This window comes from Flavobacterium sp. N502536 (genome assembly GCF_025947345.1).
Taxonomy (GTDB): domain Bacteria; phylum Bacteroidota; class Bacteroidia; order Flavobacteriales; family Flavobacteriaceae; genus Flavobacterium.
Genome location: NZ_CP110011.1, coordinates 2,849,434 through 2,869,316, shown reverse-complemented (window position 1 = coordinate 2,869,316; position 19,883 = coordinate 2,849,434). Strand labels below are relative to the sequence as shown.

The following is a 19,883-nucleotide window of genomic DNA, read 5'->3' as shown; positions in this document are numbered from 1 at the left end:
AACGTTTTCTGCTACGTTTTTTTTCAGCATCTGAACGCTAGCGAAATGAAAATTATATTCGTAGAAAAAACTAAAAAGGATATCCAATTGCAATGTTTAAAATCAAATTGTCTTTTCTCCAGGGGCCACTTCCAAAATTAATATCGTCGATAACCCATCGCTGTCCTTGTGGCAAATAGGGTTTTCTCAACGGAAATGCCAAATCGGTTCTTAAAACCAGAAAAGACAAATCAAAACGCAATCCGGCTCCGGCTCCTACGGCAATATCTTTCATGAAATCTTTGGTAATTTCTCCGCCCTTCTTGTTTGGATCTGAATTGAGCAGCCACACATTTCCTGCATCTACAAATACGGCACCACGAACAATACTAAAAAGTTTTGCCCTGTATTCGGTACTAAACTCCAGTTTCAAATCGCCTGACTGATCCGGAAGAAAATTATTAGTCGTTTGGGTATTGAGATAACTTCCCGGCCCGAGTGATCTGGCTCTGAAAGCCCGAATGCTATTGGTTCCTCCTACCACAAATTGTTTAGCCGTTGGCAAAGCTCGTGAATTTCCGTACGGAAGTCCTATTCCCAAAATAATTCTGCTGGCCAATTCACTTTCTTTTCCCAGTTTTAAATAATGCCTGAAGTCACCTCTCATTTTTACGAACTGACTAAACGGAACGTCAAATATCTTTATGGTATCATTCTTCTTAATATTAGCGCCTGTCACCAGACCTGTAACGTTTCCGGCCAAATCTAGATCACCACTAAAGTAAAACGTATTTTTTCTACGCTTTTGCATGGTATTGGTGTAGGTATAGGTATAAGTTGGTCCAAAAATAAGCTGCTTTTCGATTACTTTTTCCAAAGATGGATCTTGCTTAATATCTGCTAAATATTCAGCCGTGACGTGATTGGGACTCACATAGGTCACATCAATTACATTCAGCTGATGTTCTTTCCGAATGTTCTCTTTCCACTGGTATCCAAAAGACGTTTTAAAAGAGTTTAACGCATACAATTGTGTTCGGTTTTGATATTCATAGCGCACTGTTGCTTTGGTTCGCGGCACATATTCGCTCGAACCTTCAATATGAAAAAACGGAACGATAAATCTTGGCCAGGTCAAACTGGTTTCTGTTCCAAGTTTGTAGATGTTTCTACCATTATTCGCTCCTGAAAGCTGAAAATCGGCACCGCCAAAAATAGAAACCGTCAGTAATTCTGCACCGCGAAATAAGTTTCTGTTGTTCCAGTTTAGATTTACTTCTGTTCCGGTATAACTGGCCGAGTTTGTTTTCCCCAAAACTTCTACCCGAATAAATTTCTTTGGCAAAAGTGTCAGATAATAATACGCATCCAGCGCATTTGGCAAACTATCAGAAGGCTTAAATTCATTCTTAACAAAACTGAATGTTCCCAAATTCACAAAGCGATTTAGGGTCAGATTGTGGTCTTTACGGTTGTAAACATCTCCTTTTTTGAAGTAGATGGCGCGGTCAAAAACTCTTGGTTTAAAAGTGTTCGCCGTATCAATAATGGTAAAGTCTTTGTACTGAACCACATCTTTCGGCTGGTATTTAACACTGTCTTTTGAAATGGTAAAATTCGGATAGACTACAACTTTATTGATTTTGTAAGCGGTAAGCGCTTTTGGAGGCGTATCCGCTTTAATGACCAATCTAATTTTTACTTCATGATCTCCTTTACTGCTGTCTACCTGAGCCAAAAGATAATCGGGGTTAAAATAATAATACCCCTTCTCCTTCAGTCTGGCATCTATACGCTCCCGTTCTGCTTTTATAACATCCAAATCATAGGGCTGCCCCACTTTCAACAAGCTTCTTCGGCTTGACCTTCCGATTATTCTTGACATTGCCAATGAATCATCAGGAAAAATCACGCTTTTAATCGTGTACTGCTTTTTGGGTACTACTGTATATTCTGCCGTAGCTCTTTTATCGCTAACGGTGGAGTCGGCACTCACGCAGGTTTTAAAATACCCTCTGTTTTCGGTAAAATTCCGAAGAACAGCAGCATTATAATCTAAGTCGACTTTACTAAAAAGTACCGGAGGTTCGCCCACTTTAGTGCGCAGCCAATATCGGATTCCCTTTTGCTTTTTAGGCTCTCCGGCCATATTATAGAACCATAATTTAGGCCGCAATCCCAGAAACTGCTTGTTCGGTTTCGGGCGCAGCAAATCATTCAGTTCGTTCTCCAGTTCTTTTCGTTCTTTCTTTTTAAGAATAGAATCTTTTATGGTTACAGAACCTCCTGTGTATAATAAATCGCCTTCCGGTAAATACTTTGTATTACTGCATCCAAAAACAAAAAATAAGGATAGCGCAGCAAAACAGCTGATGTATTTCATGCTCCTGTTGCTATGTTTTTTGCTCATTTCCTTCTATTTGATTTTCCTTTTTTTGCTTCTCCTCTTTCTCTTTGAGTTTATTTTTTTCCTTGCGCAGTTTTTCTTCTTTTATCATTTCTTTTTCGGCTGCACTGCGATGAAAAAGTTCGCGGAATTTATTATAACTCATGGTGATGATAAAGGCAACCCCCGTTTCGACTACCTGTCCTTCAACAGCCACCTGATATTCATTTTTTCGATACGCACGAACCATATAACGGCCATCTTTCGTTAATTGATAATCCAGTGCCACATCGCCTGCAATATTGGTACTCTGTTCGTTAGCGCGTTCCTGTCCTTCCACCGCAAAACTGCTTCCTACGGTAACCTTTAATCGATCGTTTAACAGCTTTTTAGAAACCCCTACGTTCAAATCGGTTCTGTTTTCTCTGCTTCCCGATGTATAATCGTCTGTTGACTCGAGGTCAAATTCTAACTGAACTCCGGTGATTAATTCTCCAGCAAGATCATTCAATTGCTGTGACAAAATTTTGCTCACACTTTGTCGTGCGAGCGATTCTGCACTAGTTCCGCCGCTTTCACTCGAAAATGGGTTTTCGCCAATAAATCGGTTCAATAGTAAAAGAGCAAAAACCTGTTTGTTCAATTCCGCCGGTTCTTGTCTTAACTGCTGGAGTTTTGCTTTGGTAAGCGATACCACATTTGCCGAAACATCATTATTGCCCTCCGGAAGTACGATATCAAAAGTGATTTCAGGTTTTAAAAGCTCCCCGTTCATTTTCAACAAGGTCTGAAACGGAATTTTCTGCTTATAGGTGTTTCGCTCGGTCGGATTATCCGTTGGTAATTGATTGCCCAATAAATCTATTGGTGCGGTGTTTACTTTATAAATCGCCGTTATATTCAGATTGGCCATGGTAGGCTCACCGTTCCAAATGATATAACTTCCTTTCTGAATATCAAATTTTCGTCGGATCATGTTGAAATTCATCTCATAAGCCCCATCCGAAAACTCGTATTTACCCGTTAAAGTTGTTTTTCCCGACGGATCGATTCCACCTGTAAGTTCGGCTTCTCCTTTTAAATTCAAATAATCACCGTTTCCTTTATCGATAACCAGTGTTAATTCGGCTTCTTTGTCGATCGAAATAGCCACACTTACATCCATCCCCACTAACCTCGATTGATTCAGTTTTTGCTCCATCGCAGCCGTTTGTTTCAGGTACTGATTGTCTTCGTTGACAAACTCTACTATTCCGTCGCGATCTGCTATGGAAGGATCGGATTGCGGCATTACCACTGTAAACTTAGTGGCTTTATTTATTTTAATATTTCCACCAACTACAGGATTTTCAAGTGTTCCTTTGATGTTTAGTTTCGTATCTAACAACAGATCTCCATAAAACAAATCGTTGTCTTTTTCCTTCGAATGTATGGCTCTGAAATTATCTGCAACAACGGTTAAACCAAAGTCAAAACGGCTATAATCTGTCGATTTGATGGTTCCGTTTACAATCAATTCATTGTCATTTTCATCATGCAGTGTGAACGTATCAAAGGTGATGACATCGTTTTGAAGTGTTATTTTTTCATCGACTGTTTTAAAATAGGAGTTGAACTTCGTTACTCTGAAACCTGTCTCTTTAAAGTTGAGTTCTCCGTTTACTTTTGGAGCGTTAGCGTTTCCGGTAATTTTGAAATTCCCTGTTAAATACCCCGTCCCTTCGGTTAGATTGCCCATACTAAAACCCTGAATGCTCTTGATGTTCAGTTTGTTCAGATTTAAATCAAAGTCCAGATTTCCATCGTCTATTTTGTAATTTCCGGTCAGATTCACCTCATTTCCTTCTCCGTCAAGCGTAACATTTGCTGCCAGTAAATTTGCTGTTTTATTGTCGACTTTTACCGCAATATTTCCAACCGGCTCTCCTTTAAAAGCAAACTGATCTATTTTTATGTCTGAAGTAAAAGTTGGTTTTGTCATCACATTTTCAACCAGAGCATTTCCATTAATCAGCCCCTGCATCAACAATTGATCTTTCTTGACGATGTTCATGATCGTCTCTATTTTGAAATTGACAAAATCAACCTGTAACGGCGCATTATCCTGATCTCCTTGCGATTGAACTCTTAACTCGTTACCCGAATTTTCTAAATTAAATTTATTAACGTACAACCTTTTACCTCCAAACTCCACCACATTTTCCGGATCTATATTCCATTTATCATAGTTCAGAATAAAATTCTGAGCATCAATCCTGAGGCTGTTTTTTGAACCGTCATGCTTTAAATCTCCCGCAATAAAGTACTGCTGTTTTTCTTTGGCATCTTTTACTTCCAATGCATAATCGAGAATATTGTTTTCGATTTTTCCGAACAAACTTGTAAACGGAACTTTTAAAGATCCACTTTCAATTGTACCAAAAGAAACCTTGTATTCTAAAGCATTCTCTTTGGCTTCAATGTTAATTTTCCCATCGGCAATGGTGTTGTCTGCATATACAATTCTCGGAATACTTCCGCTGACTTGAAGAGAATCGGTTACATTGTTGTATTTCCCTGTTAGGGTAATCGGCTCTAAACCTTTTAATTCCGGAAGCAGTTTCAGTAAAATAGGATCGTTGTCCACCTTTATTGTAAAAGCCAAACGCTGCTCATCGGATTCGCCTTTTACTTTTGGATTTTTTAAATCAATGTATTTTGAGGCTGTTTTTTTCAGCGCTGCTGCTAAAGTCGTCAGTTTGTATTTACCATCGATTTCGGCGTTTAAAAACTGAGAAGATACTTTGATGTTGTTTCGATTTTGATCGGCAAAGGCAATTACCCGAATTGAATCGAGAATGATCGGTTCTGCCTCCTGTGCAACCTGAATGTTCGAAAGAAACACTTTTCCGTTTAAAAAATCAGGATTACTATTGGCGATATCGGCATCGACATTTCCACGCAGTTTCATTGGGCCGGCGTGCAGGTTTAGTTTTTCGAGATCGGCAATGTCCAGGTTTAATTTTAACTGAATGGTAGGATACTTGTCTTTGGTATCTCCGCTTGCCGTTAAATTAAAATTCAGATTCGGGTCATTCATTCCTGAATTTACCCCAAAAGAACCATTGGCAATATGCCCTTTTAAAGACAGATCTTTATAGGTATATTTATTAAAGACAGCTTTCTGAACCAATCCGTCAAATTCTGCCTGAGCCGTTTTGGGGTCCAAACCTTTGCCTTTTACTTTTGCTTTAAGCGTAATTCTTCCTATTGAATCGTTTTTAATCAATCTTCCCAAATCAAAATCGAGTAAGTAAACGGTCGCATCGTATTTTTCTTTTTTCTTGAACCGCTGATCGAACAAGGCGTCTACTTTTGCCTTACCGAAACTGCTGCTCAAAGCCAAATTGGTTTTAAAGTTCTGAACCGAACCTTTAAACTTTCCTTGCACATTTAACTGAGCAGGCAACTGAATGTTTTTCGGAATGGTTCCCGCAGGCACAAACGAATAAATATCTTTGGAGGTACTGGAAAACTTTTTAATATCTAAATCATAATCTGCTTTTTGTGCGTCAGGCAGGCCTTTTATCTTTCCCGAAACAGCGACTTTGGTGCTTCCGATTCCACTCATTTCGAACTGTGGAATAGTCAGGTCTTTTATTTTTCCGCTCAAACGGGTGTTGAGATTCAAAACTGCATTTGGATTGCTTTTAAACGGATTGTTCTTTTGTAAATCGGGGGCAAAAAGCAAGATGTCCTTAAATCCGATTTTGGATTGGCTTAAAACGGCATCCAAAGTAAGATTACCCAGGTCTTTCGAAAGGGAAGCTATAGAAGGATAAGCAACTTTAATACTATTTTGGACTAGTGTTTGCGGGGTTTTTAAATACAAATCGTTCAAGTAGGCATTCTTCGGACCGTAAAAGAAATTGGTTTTTAAAGCCTGCAGCTGTAAACCACTTTTGTCGTTTACGGTCAGCGTTTTTATATTTCCCGAAATTGTATCGTTCCCATAATACAATTTTTCTGCTTTAAAATTAAGCTGGTTCAAATCCATGTGACTGTAATCGATTCCTTTAGCAATAGGCTTTGATTGCATATCATCAAATTGGAAGGCTATATTTTGTATGTCGATCAGGTTTAGTTTTACTTTCCAGCCGGCCTGTTTTATGGCTGTGGTATCTAAATCAGGAGTTTGAAGCTGTTTGTCTTTTGCGCCCAGTCGTAAATTTCCTTTTAGATTTTTTAGTTCGAAAGCCTCAAAATCCAATAACTGGCGGTTCAGATCAATTTTGTTTACTGATAAATTCAGCTCATCCAGCTTGATTCCCGAATCTAACCTGGAGTCTTTGTTGTCATACGCAATATCAATTTTTGCCAATCGGATCTTCCCTAATTTCAAATTGAAATCGGCTCTTTTTGAAATGGTATCAACGGTTTGCACCGATGCTTCCGCAATCTTCTCGACCACATCCTGATTCAGCATTACTTTTAATCCGTTTAAATCAATATTCGGAATATTGAAATTCATTTTATCCAGATCGAATTCTTTGAATTTGGTATCAAAATGCGTGAGTTTTACGCGGATGTCATTTTTCGAAAAATCATCTTTAAAATCAAACCTGACATTGTCAAGATTTACTTTTACAACCGAAATTTTAAAAGGTTTGGCATTTGGATCTTCTACTTTTGGTTCTTTAGATTCGAATGCTTTGATAATATAATCAAAATTAAAAACACCCTTTTTATCTCTCGAAATACGCGCCGTTGTATTTTGCAGCGAAACGGAATTAATTTCCAGTTCACTGTTGATCAGTTTAAACAAATCAACATCGAGCTCTAAACGTTTCCCGCTTAACAGTGTATCCTTTTTTTGATCCTCAAAGTAAAAACCTTCCAAAACAATATCTTTCGGAAATTTTATCGAAATATGTTCTAGGGATACTTTGGTTTTTATCTTTTTATGCAGATAGGTAATCGCCTTATCTTTTACAAAATTCTGTACCGACGGAACCTGAATTAAAATAATAAGAAGCAATAAAAGCGTAATTACAGAAGCCATGCACCAAAGCAGTACACGAAGTGTTTTTTTTAGAAAATGAATGGTTTTTTTATTCATACGTCAATAAAACACATTTGGATTAATTTTAATTCATACAAAACTGTATTTACAAATTTGTAAAATTTAAACTTTAACAATTTACACAATTACCTGCAATTATTCTAAAATTTAGAGACAAATAATTGTTTTCTTACTTTTCTCCAGCCATGAAGGTACGAAGGTGTACACAAAAAACACAACCTTTAGAAACCAAAAACTTCACACTTATCAACGTCAGATTAAAAGGCTGTCATCGTTACTTTTCTCTAAAATTTAGATTTCTAAACACAATCAGACAGACCTCTTCTCGTCTTTTTAATTTTTTTGTTTTGTACACAAATCTACGGTCTTTTGAGTATTTATACTTGTCAACTGTTACTTAAAATAACCTCTTATTTCATTAACAATCCAATTATTGAATATGAATTATTTGTCTTGATTGTCCTAAATACCTTTGCAGTAAGTTATGATAAAGGATGATGTTCATCAATTCAGCTTTGAAGGCATTACACATTTCATTATTGAGTTAAAAGAAATTTTAATGCCTTCTTCTGAATTGTCATCCCTCTAAACTTACCATACCCAAATCCAAAAACTTAATTTAACGAACTTACTATGAAGCCACTAAAATTAATCGTTGCGCTTTTCTATTTACTGCCTTTTGGCGCAGTTGCCCAAGCGGAAATTTCTGCTGTTGCAACTGATGCTTCCTGTACTGGTGATGGTAGAGCCGATGGTACAATTTCGATCACAGTTAAAAATGTTTCTCAGCCTCTGGTCTATGCTGTTGTAAAATCTCCTTATGATCCGGCTAATATTATTGCTTCTTCGGTTTCTCTGATTACGCATTTAGAACCGGGAGATTATTTTTATGGTTATTACGAAAACAATATTTTTATAAAAGCTGCCACTACCATAAAAGTAGGCAGCAGCTATTCTTCTGTTTCACCAAGTATTACACGTTTTGACGCAGAAAATTACACCTATTGTGCATCAGAACCCAATCCTTTAGGCAGCATAGGCATTACCATAAACAATGGTAATCCTCCTTACACCATTGCCTTACTTAACGCTTCCGATAACAGTATTGTGCAAAATATACAAACCTCCAGCGGCTATTCGTTGCTAAAAGGTATGCCCAGCGGCTCTTACAAAGTCAGAGCCACCGATAATTGCGGTACTGTTATTTCGCCTCCCACCATAGTAAATCTAGCACCCAATGTGACACTGAAAGCCAATGATATTATTCTTGAAAAAGGAGAAATCGGCAACGTTGATCTTGTCTATAACATTCCCGGAAATGTCTGTTCGGGCATTAGCAGTGCTTCACTTCCTAACGGATTACTGGCTGTAGCCACTGGTGGGGCTCATATTAACCCTTTAATCTCTCCCCGTTTTTCAGGAACTCAAAACTATATTTATAAACTTGAAATTCAGAATGGATCAGGCTGGAATGTCTACGATAATTTGACGTATAATCAGGTTCGTCAATCTTTTCCGCTGCCTTCTGACCGCTCTAAGTGGGGAATTGTCCGTCTGAGTGCCACTTATTGTAATCTGACCAAAACCGTTGAATTGGATTATGGTGCCTCTTCTATTGGAATCCCAAGACCTTTTACCAATTTTGAATTTAGTATAGAAGATGATCCTCTAAATAACAATTGTAATGATACCGGACAGGTTTTACTAAAAAACGTGCCTAAAGATCAGGGAGGATGTCTTCCCTATGCTGTAGAAGTAACTGACAACAGTACCGGTATCAAAAATACTTATACAATTACAGCTATAAACAGTTTGGTAGTCTGTAAACTCGATATTGGTAAAAACTACACTATAAAAGTAACGGATCATACCGGAATCGAAACAACAGCGTACACTTTTTTCAACAGAACGTCAAACACATCGCCTGTAAAAACGGATATTACCGACCCAAAAAATGTTTTTATCGATCCTAACTACTTTTCTCCGGATAAGGATATAAGAGCCAAAGTACAATTTTTCACAGGGCCAAGCGGTAAATTCTTTGGCAGATCGGCACTGGCGGTATACCCTCCCATGGCTACTCCGGGCTTTGTAGGATTACAGGGTGATGTTACCGTAAGCCTTGTAAGCGGTCCCTCTCCATTGGCTATAACAAAAGGTTCCGTAATTGGACTGGGAAACCAGTTACTGCCGGGGACCTATGTTATAAGAATCCAGGATTCCGGATGTTTTAACGAAGTCTTTGACGTTGTTTTAGACAGTTATTTCACCAAAATTGAAATCACTAAGGTTAGCGCTGTACCCTCGCCCAGTGTGTGCGACCGCTATATCAAGAATGTAACGGTACAGGTTTCCGGTGTTGGCAAAACAGCCATGGACGATCATTTAAGAAGGCTCTACGGAATTGATTTTATCGATCTGGGATTTCTTACTGTACCTCCCGGTGCCAGTCGTTTAAGCATTCCCGGTAACGCTACTATGTTAAGAACCGGAGTTTTCAACTTTTCTTTTGAACCGGATGTGTCCGGGAACTATGAAATCGGTTTATCGCGACGTGTTGTAATGGGTATTTTGAACAAAAATCAATTATGGGAAAATACTTCGACCGCTGCCCTAAAGGTTACGCCCAACTTTCCTGTTTTTGATTTATCTAAATCAGGCGGAATTGTCTGTTCAGGAAATGCTACAGGGGAACTTCATGTCAAAGTAGATCAGGTCACTGAAGCAGTCACTTATTTTATAAAAAAAGAAACGGATACCGATTTTCCGTCAACCGGACAAACAGATCCTATATTTAGAGGGCTGTCAGCAGGGAATTATATCGTAAAAGCAAAAACAACCTGCTATGAAGTCCTGCAGCCTCTGATTTTAAGAAGTTCATTTTCAAAGCTAATAAGCGGAGAGACTACCGTTTGTATCGGAGGAAACATCAAATTGTCTGTGATACAAATTGGACCGGTAAATTCTATAAAGTGGACCTTGCCTGATGGTACTCAAATTGATGCCGCAGAATTGAATATCAATAATGTGACGGCTGCACAAATTGGCACCTACAAAGTAGAAATTAGTTCTTTAGGTGGATGTTATTTTACAGAATCTGTCAACGTTAGACTTGGAGGCCTTTCTACCCCGACAGGAAACGCTACACAGCAATTCTGCGCTGCAGCTAAGGCTACAGTAGGGGATTTAATGACCACAGAAACCGATGTTATCTGGTATGATGCATTAACAGGAGGAAATATTATTCCATCCGCAACACTATTAATTGATGGTAAAACCTATTACGGAGCTGTAAAGTCGGGTACATGTGAGAGTACCGACCGTTTGGCCGTAACCGTTAGTATTAGTGATCCAAAAACACCAACTGGCGCTGCTACACAACAATTCTGTACTGCCGTTAAGGCTACAGTAGGGGATCTAGCAGCTTCGGGAACCGGTATTATTTGGTACGATGCAGTAACAGGTGGAAATATCATTCCATCCGCAACACTACTAATTGACGGTAAAACCTATTACGGAACTGCAAAATCTGGTACATGTGAGAGTACCAACCGTTTGGCCGTAACCGTTAGTATTACTGATCCAAAAACACCAACTGGCGCTGCTACACAACAATTCTGTACTGCCACTAAGGCTACAGTAGCTGATTTAGCAGCCTCTGGAACCGGTATTATTTGGTACGATGCATCAACAGCTGGAACTATCATTCCATCCACTACACTATTAATTGATGGTAAAACCTATTACGGAACTGTAAAGTCAGGTACCTGTGAGAGTACCAACCGTTTGGCCGTTACTGTTAGCATTAGTGATCCAAAAACACCAACTGGTGCTGCTACACAACAATTCTGCGCTGCTGTTAAGGCTACAGTAGCTAATTTAGTAGCTTCCGGAACCGGTATTATCTGGTATGATGCATCAACAGCTGGAAATATCATTCCATCCACAACATTACTAATTGACGGTAAAACTTATTACGGAGCTGCAAAATCTGGTACATGTGAGAGTACCAACCGTTTGGCCGTAACTGTTAGCATTAGTGATCCAAAAACACCAACTGGTACAACCACACAGCATTTTTGCGCCGATAAGGCCACAGTCGCTGATTTAGCAGCTTCAGGAACCGGTATTATCTGGTATGATGCACCTACAGGAGGAAATATCATTCCATCCACGACACTACTAATTGATGGTAAAACCTATTACGGAGCTGCAAAGTCTGGTACCTGTGAGAGTACCAACCGTTTGGCCGTTACTGCAATTGTTAAAAATAATCTCCCTAATAAGGAGCCTGATTGGCATGCATCAACCTGTGTCACTGAAAAAGTAACCTACAATACTGTTCCCGGAATGTCTTCTTACAATTGGCACGTTTCAAAAGAAGGGACTATCGTAAATGGAGGCCACCCATCAGATGATTTTGTAACGGTTTTGTGGAATCATATAGGAAAGGGTTCTATAGAAGTCAATTATATTGATGAAACGAAATGCGACCCTCTTGTAATTATTCATTTTTCTATAGATGTAGTATCGTGTTCAAAACCCGATGGAGATTTTGATGGAGATATTGCGTTAAAGAAAACCATAAACGATCCAATGGCAAACATCGGCCAACAGATTGTATTTACCATAGCTGCTGAAAATCTGGGAACAAATAATTTCAACGATGTTCAAATTAGAGATATACTTCCGTCAGGATACATTTATACCTCGTCTAAAACTTCTTCCGGAGATTATAATGTAACAACCGGAATATGGAATTTACCCAACCTGTCAGGCAAACAAACGGAAACATTGACTATAACAGCAAAAGTAAAATCAACAGGAAATTACCTGAACATTGTTTTTCTGGAAAATTCAACTCCGGAAGATCGCAATCCGCATAATAATAAAGCTCAGGCCGGTATTATAAATCCGGAAGTAATTGTTTTCAATATGGTTTCCCCAAATGGAGACGGCCGAAACGATTACTTCGAGATTAGAGGTCTCGAACGGTTCCCAAACAATACAGTAACAATATACAATTCCTGGGGAGTCAAAGTATTTGAAACTCATAATTATGGTGCAAATAATAATTTCTTTCGCGGGATTTCTGAAGGCAGAGCAACCGTAAACAAACATGAAGGATTACCTCCGGGGACCTATTTTTATGTGCTCTCCTATGGAAACGGCGCGCTGATGACGGAAAAAAGTGGATACTTACATCTTACTTTCAGATAAAACACAGAGGATTTCAACATCCATTCGCAAAGAAGTTTCACCAAAAATAAAGATACAAATGAAAAAAAATTTAATTTTTTTAAGGTTCTTATTGCTTTTTAATATCATAAATATTGCCGCTCAACAAAATGCTCAATACACACAATACATGTACAATACCATAAATATCAATCCTGCTTATGCGGGATCGAGAGGGGTACTGAGTACTTTTGGACTGTATCGGGCACAATGGATTGGTCTTGAAGGAGCTCCGAAAACCAGCACTTTTTCAATTAACTCCCCTATAAACAATAGTAATTTAGGTGTGGGTGTTTCTCTTGTAAATGACAAAATTGGTGCCTCTGATAAAAACTCTTTTTCAACAGACTTTTCCTATACGGTTCAGACTTCAGACAATTTTAAACTTTCATTCGGTCTTAAAGGAACTGTCAGTCTTTTTAATCTGGACACCAGCAAACTCAATCCCGCAGATTTGAACGATCCGCATTTACAAAATTTAAACAACGTCATCTCTCCAAATATCGGAGCCGGAGTCTATTGGCATTCTGACAAGGCTTACATCGGTTTGTCGGTACCGGATTTTATAGAGACCAATTATTATGATGATAATGAAGTGGCCATATTCAAAAATAGAATCAACTACTACTTAATGGGAGGATACGTATTCAATTTAAGTCCTTACAATAACATAAAATTCAAACCCGCAGTGCTTGCAAAACTAGTACAGGGTGCTCCGCTGCAGGTGGATGCTTCGGCCAATTTTATGTTCAACGATAAATTTATGGTTGGACTCGCCTACCGATGGGATGCCGCTTTTAGTACCATGGTCGGTTTTCAGGTTTCAGATGGTATGTACATCGGTTACGGTTATGATCTTGAATCGACAAAACTAAACAATTACAGTAATGGTTCACATGAAGTATTCCTGCGTTTTGAGTTTACCCGAAAACAAAGTAAAATGACAACTCCTCGTTTCTTTTAAAATTATTTATTATGAAAAATTATATGCCCTTTTATATATTGCTAATAAGTTTGTTTTCATTACACCTCTATTCGCAAAGCAATAAAATAGCCACGGCTGACAAACAATATGCCAACTATGCCTATGTTGATGCCATTAAAACCTACGAAAGAGTGGCCTCAAAAGGCTATAAATCTGCAGATATGTTCAAAAAACTGGGTAACTCTTTTTACTTTAATGCTGAATTTGATAAAGCGGCAAAATGGTATGACGAATTATTTGCGGTGACTAGCGATGTGGAACCTGAATATTATTACCGATATGCACAATCGTTAAAATCAACAAACCGCACAGAGAAAGCCAATCAGATGCTTGATTTATTCAATCAGAAGTCAAAAAATGACAGCAGAGGCAAGCTGTACAAAAAAAATGAAAACTATCTGGATCTGATTAAAGCCAATTCCGGACGCTACACGATTGAAAACGCTGGGATAAACAGTAAATATTCGGATTATGGAACAGCGTTTTTCCAAAACAAAATTGTTTTTACCACAGCAAGAGATACGGGAAGACTGGGGCAACAAAGACATAAATGGACGGGGGAAAATTTTACCAATCTCTATGAAGCTGATCTGGATAAAGATTTTAACCCTGGTACACCCAAAAAAATAAAGTCAAAAATCAACAGCAAATTCCACGAGTCATCCCCCGCTTTTACAAAAGACGGGACAACTATTTATTTTACACGCAATAATTATATTGATGGAAAAAAAGGAAAAAACGAACAAAAAATTACCTTCATAAAAATATACAAAGCTACTCTTGATAAAAAAAATGAGTGGAGCAATATTGTAGAATTACCTTTTAACAGCAATGAATACAGTACTGCACATCCTGTTCTCAGCCCGGATGAAAAAACCTTATATTTTGCGTCAGATATGCCGGGAACAATAGGACAATCTGATATTTACATGGTCAAAATTCTTGGCAATGGAGGATACAGTCCGCCTCAAAATTTAGGCCCCGGAATCAATACTGAAGGAAAGGAAACATTTCCTTTTGTAACCGATGACAATGAAATTTATTTTGCTTCAGACGGACATCCCGGACTTGGCGGCTTAGATGTTTTTGTTGGAAAAATTAGCGATAGCGGTGTGAGTAATATTCAAAATTTAGGAGGGGATATCAATTCTCCTAATGATGATTTTGCCTATATTATCGACGCCAAATCACGAAGAGGTTTTTTCTCGTCGAACAGAAAAAGCGGGCAAGGATCAGATGATATTTATAAATTTTTAGAAACACAAAGATTAAATACGGCTCACGAATTGTATGGCGTTGTAACTGATCTGGAAACTGATGAAGTTTTGCCAAATGCCAAACTTATCCTGTACGATCATGACCTGAACGTAAAAGATTCTACCTACTCTGATAAAAAAGGAAACTATAGTTTCATTTTAGATACGGATGTTCCGTACTACATCAGGGCCAAGAAAGAAAACTACACCACCTGGGAGCAAAGAATAGTGCTGTCAAAAGACCGCTCAAAAACCAATTTACCGATTGCACTTGAAAAGTCCCGTTACATCGTAACCGTCGGAGATGATTTAGGTAAATGTTTTGGTATCAAAATGATTTATTTCGATTTAGACAAATCCAATATTGGAAAAGAAGCCGCTTTAGACCTTGAAAAAATTCTGGATGTACTGAACCAGTATCCTAAAATGAAATTAGACATTCGCTCGCATACAGACAGCCGTCATACGCATCAATACAATCAGCTGTTATCTGATAAAAGAGCTAAATCTACTATAGACTGGCTGGTTAAAAATGGGGTGGATAAAAACAGATTAACCGGCAAAGGTTATGGTGAAACACAGCTTGTGAACCACTGTTCTGATAATGTAAAATGTACAGAAGAAGAGCATCAGATGAACAGAAGAAGTGAATTTATTATTTCAGCACTGTAAAAAACAACTGTGCTAAATCGCGGGTGATACAACGTTTCGTTTAAACTTTGTATTTCCTGCGATTTCGTTTTTCCGGTTTATTTATTTGGCCTGTTTTAAAATATAAAATCAGGATTTAAAACCTGATATGAGAAAATTTAGCATTCAGACGTTCTGCTTTTTGATGCAGTTTGGCTAAGAATTTCTGATGTTGTTCAGACTCGGGATTGAAGCTTCGATGACGCAGGCTTTTCTGAATTTCATCTACCTCTTTCATGGTCGAAATACTGTTTTCGGCAATATAATTTTCGCTGAATCGCTGCCAGATATAATCAATTGCTACAGCGTTGGGATGCAGCATATCTTCGGCATAAAAACGATAATCCCGAAGTTCGTCCATCATAATTTCGTAAGACGGAAAATATCCTGGTTTTTGATTGTAAATTGTAGCTTGCAGATTGTGGTGAAGTCCTGCAAATAAATGTGCTTTGCTCAGTTGATTTTCGGCAAAACCATCTTTGATATGTCGGACAGGAGAAACGGTAAAAACGAAATTTACATTCGGATTTAAAACCTGAATCAAATCTATTGTATTCTGGATGCTTTTTTGAATTACGTCAACCGATAGCAGCTCTTTTGCGAATTGTTTTTGAGGTACTTTATGGCAATTGGCCACAATCTGATCGCTTTCTAAATTCCGGTAAACCCACGAAGTTCCGTAGGTGATAATGATATGTGACGCTTCCTGTAGTTGTCTGGCCGTTTCTGAAACGGTTTTGTTTAAGGTTTCCAGTAATTCCTGTCGGTCCGAATGGCTTAAATCCGAATGTACCTCAAAACAATGCCAGCGTTCGTTATGAAAAAAAACATCTTTTTCGGTGTATGCTTCCTGTTTTACTACCCGGCTGATTATCTTCTCAATTGAAACCGGATTAAAGATAATCCCAAACGGATTTGTGGCATTTTGAAACTTGAAGTAATCAAATTTCTCCGCCATATTCTCTGCAAAGCAAGACCCTATCGCCATTACTTTCGAAGTATAATCGATTGGATTATTGGTTTTAGAAATTGGAATTTGGGTTCTGAATTGCATGACATTTAATTTGAACACGAATTTCACCAATTTTCAGCAATAAAAAAACCAAATACAGAAGTATTTGGTTTTTCATTTAAATTCTAAAAACTGCTTTTTAGTATGTGTACTGCGCTGTCTCGTTTAATGCACCGCCATTTCCAAATTGTTTTTTCTCAGTTGGGAAATTACTATCGTTGTAAAGATAAGAGAAAGTACTAACAAAAGTTGACGTTGATGAAGTACCTGTTATTTTAACAACATTATTAGCCGAAGCACTTTCTTCCATACCTAACAAAAGTTTAATCCCCGCAACATTAGCAGTAGGATTCTTTTTTGAATCATATTCGTAAGTATAAGTAGAGTTTGGTTTACCATAGAAAGAGCTCTCGTATTTCACTAAGTTACCGTCTTTGTAGGTATATTTTCCAATCTTTCCACCTTCTTCTTCAACTCCTGTTTTTGCATTAATATAAAACTCTGCAAAAGAAACGCTACCGTCTCCATTATGTGTATATTTTGTTTTATAATATTGAGTCGCCCCTGTATTTTTTACAGTTTCAGAAGCTAATTTTCCTGCAGAATAGCTATACTCAGTAGTCGATTGAAGTGCTTTATCTGTTCCGAATTCCTCCGTTTTTGAGATTAAATCGTCAATATAATGGTATTTTATAGTGTAACCGTCATCATCAGTTTCAGTTACCAATTTATTTCCCTCATATTTCATTTCTGAAAAGTAATTGTCTTTAGCATCAGAATAAGAATATGCTACTTTTGATGGTTTTAATGAAGAAGATGCATCTGCAGCATCATCGCTTGAACATGAAGTTAGTACCAGGGCTAAAGCACTAAAAAGGCATAAAATTTTTTTCATTTGGGTTTGATTAAATTATTTTGCTGCAAACGTAATACAACCCAAAATGAAAACCTTACGGTATCCCACATTGATAAATATGACATACCCCAAAAATTGCTGTCAATTCACTAATAACAAAGCATGTATCTAAAAATTAGCAGTGATAAAAATTCATAAAAAAAGTAAAATACATCATAAACACTTAGCTTTTTTCTTAGTTTTTATTCTATTGCTCTAGTGTTTAAAAAAGATGTTTTATGAAAAATTAAAACATTTAGGAGTAAAAAAATACCAGTAATTTCAGCTGTAAAAAAATTTACATTTTTAATAACAAAAAGCAACTTAACAGCGTTAAACTATTCATTACTTTTGCATCTTCCACAAATTCAATTTTACTTATGAAATTATTGTATTCTTATATAATCAAACACAAAATGCTCTTGTTTTTTGCTTTGGTTATGGCTTCTATTAACATCTGTTTTAGCTTGTCAGACTCTATTATTACGGGTAAACTTATGCAGGATTGCGGTGTTGGTTTACACAAATATGCCGGAAACGAAATTGGTTTTATCAAATCGCTGTCGTTCTGGCTCGGGCTTTCTCTTGGTGCTGCGATGGTTTCCAGAATTACCAAAAACTTTCAGGACTATTTTACGAATGTCGTGATTCAGCGCACCGGAGCGCAAATGTATACGGATGGAATTAAAAAATCACTCGATCTGCCGTTTGCTGAATTTGAAGATCAGCGAAGTGGTGAAACTTTGAGCAAATTAACCAAAGTTCGCTCTGATTCTGAGAAGTTAATTACACTGTCAATCTCTTTAATTTTTCAAACTGTCATTGGTTTTGTATTCGTGATTGTTTATGTCGCCCGAATCGATTATCGTATTTCGCTTATCTTTTTGGTTACGGCTCCAATTATTGCCTTGGTAAGTTCGTACTTAGGTAAAAAGATAAAAGTTGTTTCTAAAAAAATCGTAAATCAAACCAATGCTCTGGCGGGTTCGACAACCGAAAGTTTAAGAAACATTGAATTGGTAAAAAGTCTTGGATTAACGTATCAGGAAGAAAAACGTCTTAACCTGAACACCTTTAAAATTCTGCAACTCGAACTTCAGAAAATCCGTTTTATCAGAAGTTTGAGTTTTATACAGGGTACAACAGTTCATTTTTTAAGAACCTGCGTGGTCTTTACGTTGTATTATTTCTTGTTTGGAAATAAAATTATTGTAGGTGATTTATTGACGATGGTGTTTTTTACCTTCTTTATTTTTGGGCCTTTACAAGAACTAGGGAATTTTATTATCGCACTGAACGAAACAAAGGTTTCAATGGAAAATTTCAAAACCTTATTGAGTGCTCCGAAAGAATTTCGTCCAAAAAATCCTAAACACGTTGGAGCAATCCAGTCCCTGCTTTTCTCTAATGTGAGTTTTCAGCACAAAACAGCCAAATTTAAAGCCGTAGAAAATATTAATTTCGATATCAAACAAGGTCAGACCGTTGCTTTTGTGGGGCCATCAGGATCAGGGAAAACCACTTTGGTAAAATTACTGGTTGGATTGTACACGCCCGCTGAAGGTCAGGTATTTTACAACGACATTGATTCGACAGAAATTGATTTGCTGGATCTACGAAAGCAATTAGGATTTGTTACTCAGGACGCGCAACTGTTCTCGGGAACAATTCGGGAGAATTTATTATTCGTAAGACCTAATGCAACCGACGAAGACTTATACGACGCATTAAAAAGAGCGAGCTGTGAAAAACTGCTGCAACGTGCCGAAGACGGCCTAAATACCACAATTGGTGAAGGCGGAATCAAAGTTTCCGGTGGGGAAAAACAACGTTTATCGATTGCCCGCGCTATATTAAGAAATCCGAATTTATTGATTTTTGATGAAGCTACTTCTGCTTTAGACTCTATTACCGAAGAAGAAATCAATACCACAATTCGTAATATATCAGACAAAAACAGAATCACAGTTTTAATTGCGCATCGTTTATCAACCGTAATGCATGCGGATAAGATTTTTGTTCTGGAACAAGGAAAAATCATCGAACAGGGAAAACACGAAGATTTAATTTTTGAAAAAGGATTGTATTATGCGATGTGGCGCCAGCAGATAGGTGAACGTAAATAACTTTTTAAGGTGCTAAGGCGCTAAGAATCTAAGGTTCTGAGTTTTTTTTCAAGAGCATCCAGCTTTAGCTGGATGATAAAAATAAATTAAGGCAAAAGGCTTTAGCCAAACGTAATAGTTTGGCTAAAGCCTTTTCTTTTTAACTTCAAGAAACATTCGGCTGAAGCTGGACGCTGTTGAATTTACATTAAATACAAAACCCGACAGGTTTTAAAAACCTGTCGGGTTTGTTATAAAATTTTAAAAGCTTAGAA

8 protein-coding genes are annotated in these 19,883 nt (G+C 37.7%); 4 read left to right on the top strand and 4 right to left on the bottom strand.

Translation table 11 applies throughout. The features are described 5' to 3' along the window. Positions 1 to 70: 70 nt before the first annotated feature. Together OLM61_RS12335 and OLM61_RS12330 are read right to left on the bottom strand one after the other, a co-directional pair. Positions 71 to 2,389 carry a BamA/TamA family outer membrane protein gene (locus tag OLM61_RS12335; RefSeq protein WP_264522974.1) on the bottom strand — a complete coding sequence of 773 codons (2,319 nt, stop codon included), beginning with the start codon at positions 2,387 to 2,389 and terminating at the stop codon, positions 71 to 73. Further along, entirely contained in the window at positions 2,373 to 7,463 is a 5,091-nt protein-coding gene (locus OLM61_RS12330) for a translocation/assembly module TamB domain-containing protein (RefSeq protein ID WP_264522973.1), read from the bottom strand. The genes OLM61_RS12335 and OLM61_RS12330 overlap by 17 nt, the downstream gene beginning before the upstream one ends. A gap of 597 nt (positions 7,464 to 8,060) precedes the next feature. Between OLM61_RS12330 and OLM61_RS12325 the strand changes: the two genes are divergently transcribed. Genes OLM61_RS12325 through OLM61_RS12315 form a run of 3 tightly spaced genes read left to right on the top strand, consistent with a single transcriptional unit; the run spans position 8,061 to position 15,578 of the window. Further along, on the top strand, positions 8,061 to 12,647 hold the full coding sequence (locus OLM61_RS12325; protein WP_264522972.1) for a gliding motility-associated C-terminal domain-containing protein: 4,587 nt from the start codon (positions 8,061 to 8,063) through the stop codon (positions 12,645 to 12,647). Between the two features lie 58 nt (positions 12,648 to 12,705). Continuing rightward, a complete protein-coding gene (locus tag OLM61_RS12320; protein ID WP_264522971.1) occupies positions 12,706 to 13,629 on the top strand; it encodes a type IX secretion system membrane protein PorP/SprF in 924 nt (307 codons plus the stop codon). Positions 13,630 to 13,640: 11 nt separating this feature from the next. Further along, the gene (locus OLM61_RS12315) at positions 13,641 to 15,578 is read left to right on the top strand and encodes an OmpA family protein (protein ID WP_264522970.1); all 1,938 of its coding nucleotides are present in this window, start codon (positions 13,641 to 13,643) and stop codon (positions 15,576 to 15,578) included. 115 nt (positions 15,579 to 15,693) lie between these two features. Here the strand turns inward: OLM61_RS12315 and OLM61_RS12310 are convergent, their stop codons facing one another. Next, positions 15,694 to 16,650, bottom strand: coding sequence for a GSCFA domain-containing protein (locus OLM61_RS12310; protein ID WP_264522969.1), 957 nt, complete (start codon positions 16,648 to 16,650; stop codon positions 15,694 to 15,696). A 97-nt stretch (positions 16,651 to 16,747) separates the two neighbouring features. Next, a complete protein-coding gene (locus OLM61_RS12305) occupies positions 16,748 to 17,503 on the bottom strand; it encodes a hypothetical protein (RefSeq protein ID WP_264522968.1) in 756 nt (251 codons plus the stop codon). A 380-nt stretch (positions 17,504 to 17,883) separates the two neighbouring features. On the opposite strand from OLM61_RS12305, the gene OLM61_RS12300 reads away from it, so the two are divergent. After that, the gene (locus tag OLM61_RS12300; RefSeq protein WP_264522967.1) at positions 17,884 to 19,629 is read left to right on the top strand and encodes an ABC transporter ATP-binding protein; all 1,746 of its coding nucleotides are present in this window, start codon (positions 17,884 to 17,886) and stop codon (positions 19,627 to 19,629) included. Positions 19,630 to 19,883 lie beyond the last annotated feature (254 nt).

Bases quoted from the DNA above. Each gene is read 5' to 3' on its own strand.
- OLM61_RS12300 (WP_264522967.1), top strand. From the start codon at position 17,884: ATGAAATTATTGTATTCTTATATAATCAAACACAAAATGCTCTTGTTT.
- OLM61_RS12335 (WP_264522974.1), bottom strand. From the start codon at position 2,389: ATGAGCAAAAAACATAGCAACAGGAGCATGAAATACATCAGCTGTTTT.
- OLM61_RS12315 (WP_264522970.1), top strand. From the start codon at position 13,641: ATGAAAAATTATATGCCCTTTTATATATTGCTAATAAGTTTGTTTTCA.
- OLM61_RS12320 (WP_264522971.1), top strand. From the start codon at position 12,706: ATGAAAAAAAATTTAATTTTTTTAAGGTTCTTATTGCTTTTTAATATC.
- OLM61_RS12305 (WP_264522968.1), bottom strand. From the start codon at position 17,503: ATGAAAAAAATTTTATGCCTTTTTAGTGCTTTAGCCCTGGTACTAACT.
- OLM61_RS12325 (WP_264522972.1), top strand. From the start codon at position 8,061: ATGAAGCCACTAAAATTAATCGTTGCGCTTTTCTATTTACTGCCTTTT.
- OLM61_RS12330 (WP_264522973.1), bottom strand. From the start codon at position 7,463: ATGAATAAAAAAACCATTCATTTTCTAAAAAAAACACTTCGTGTACTG.
- OLM61_RS12310 (WP_264522969.1), bottom strand. From the start codon at position 16,650: ATGCAATTCAGAACCCAAATTCCAATTTCTAAAACCAATAATCCAATC.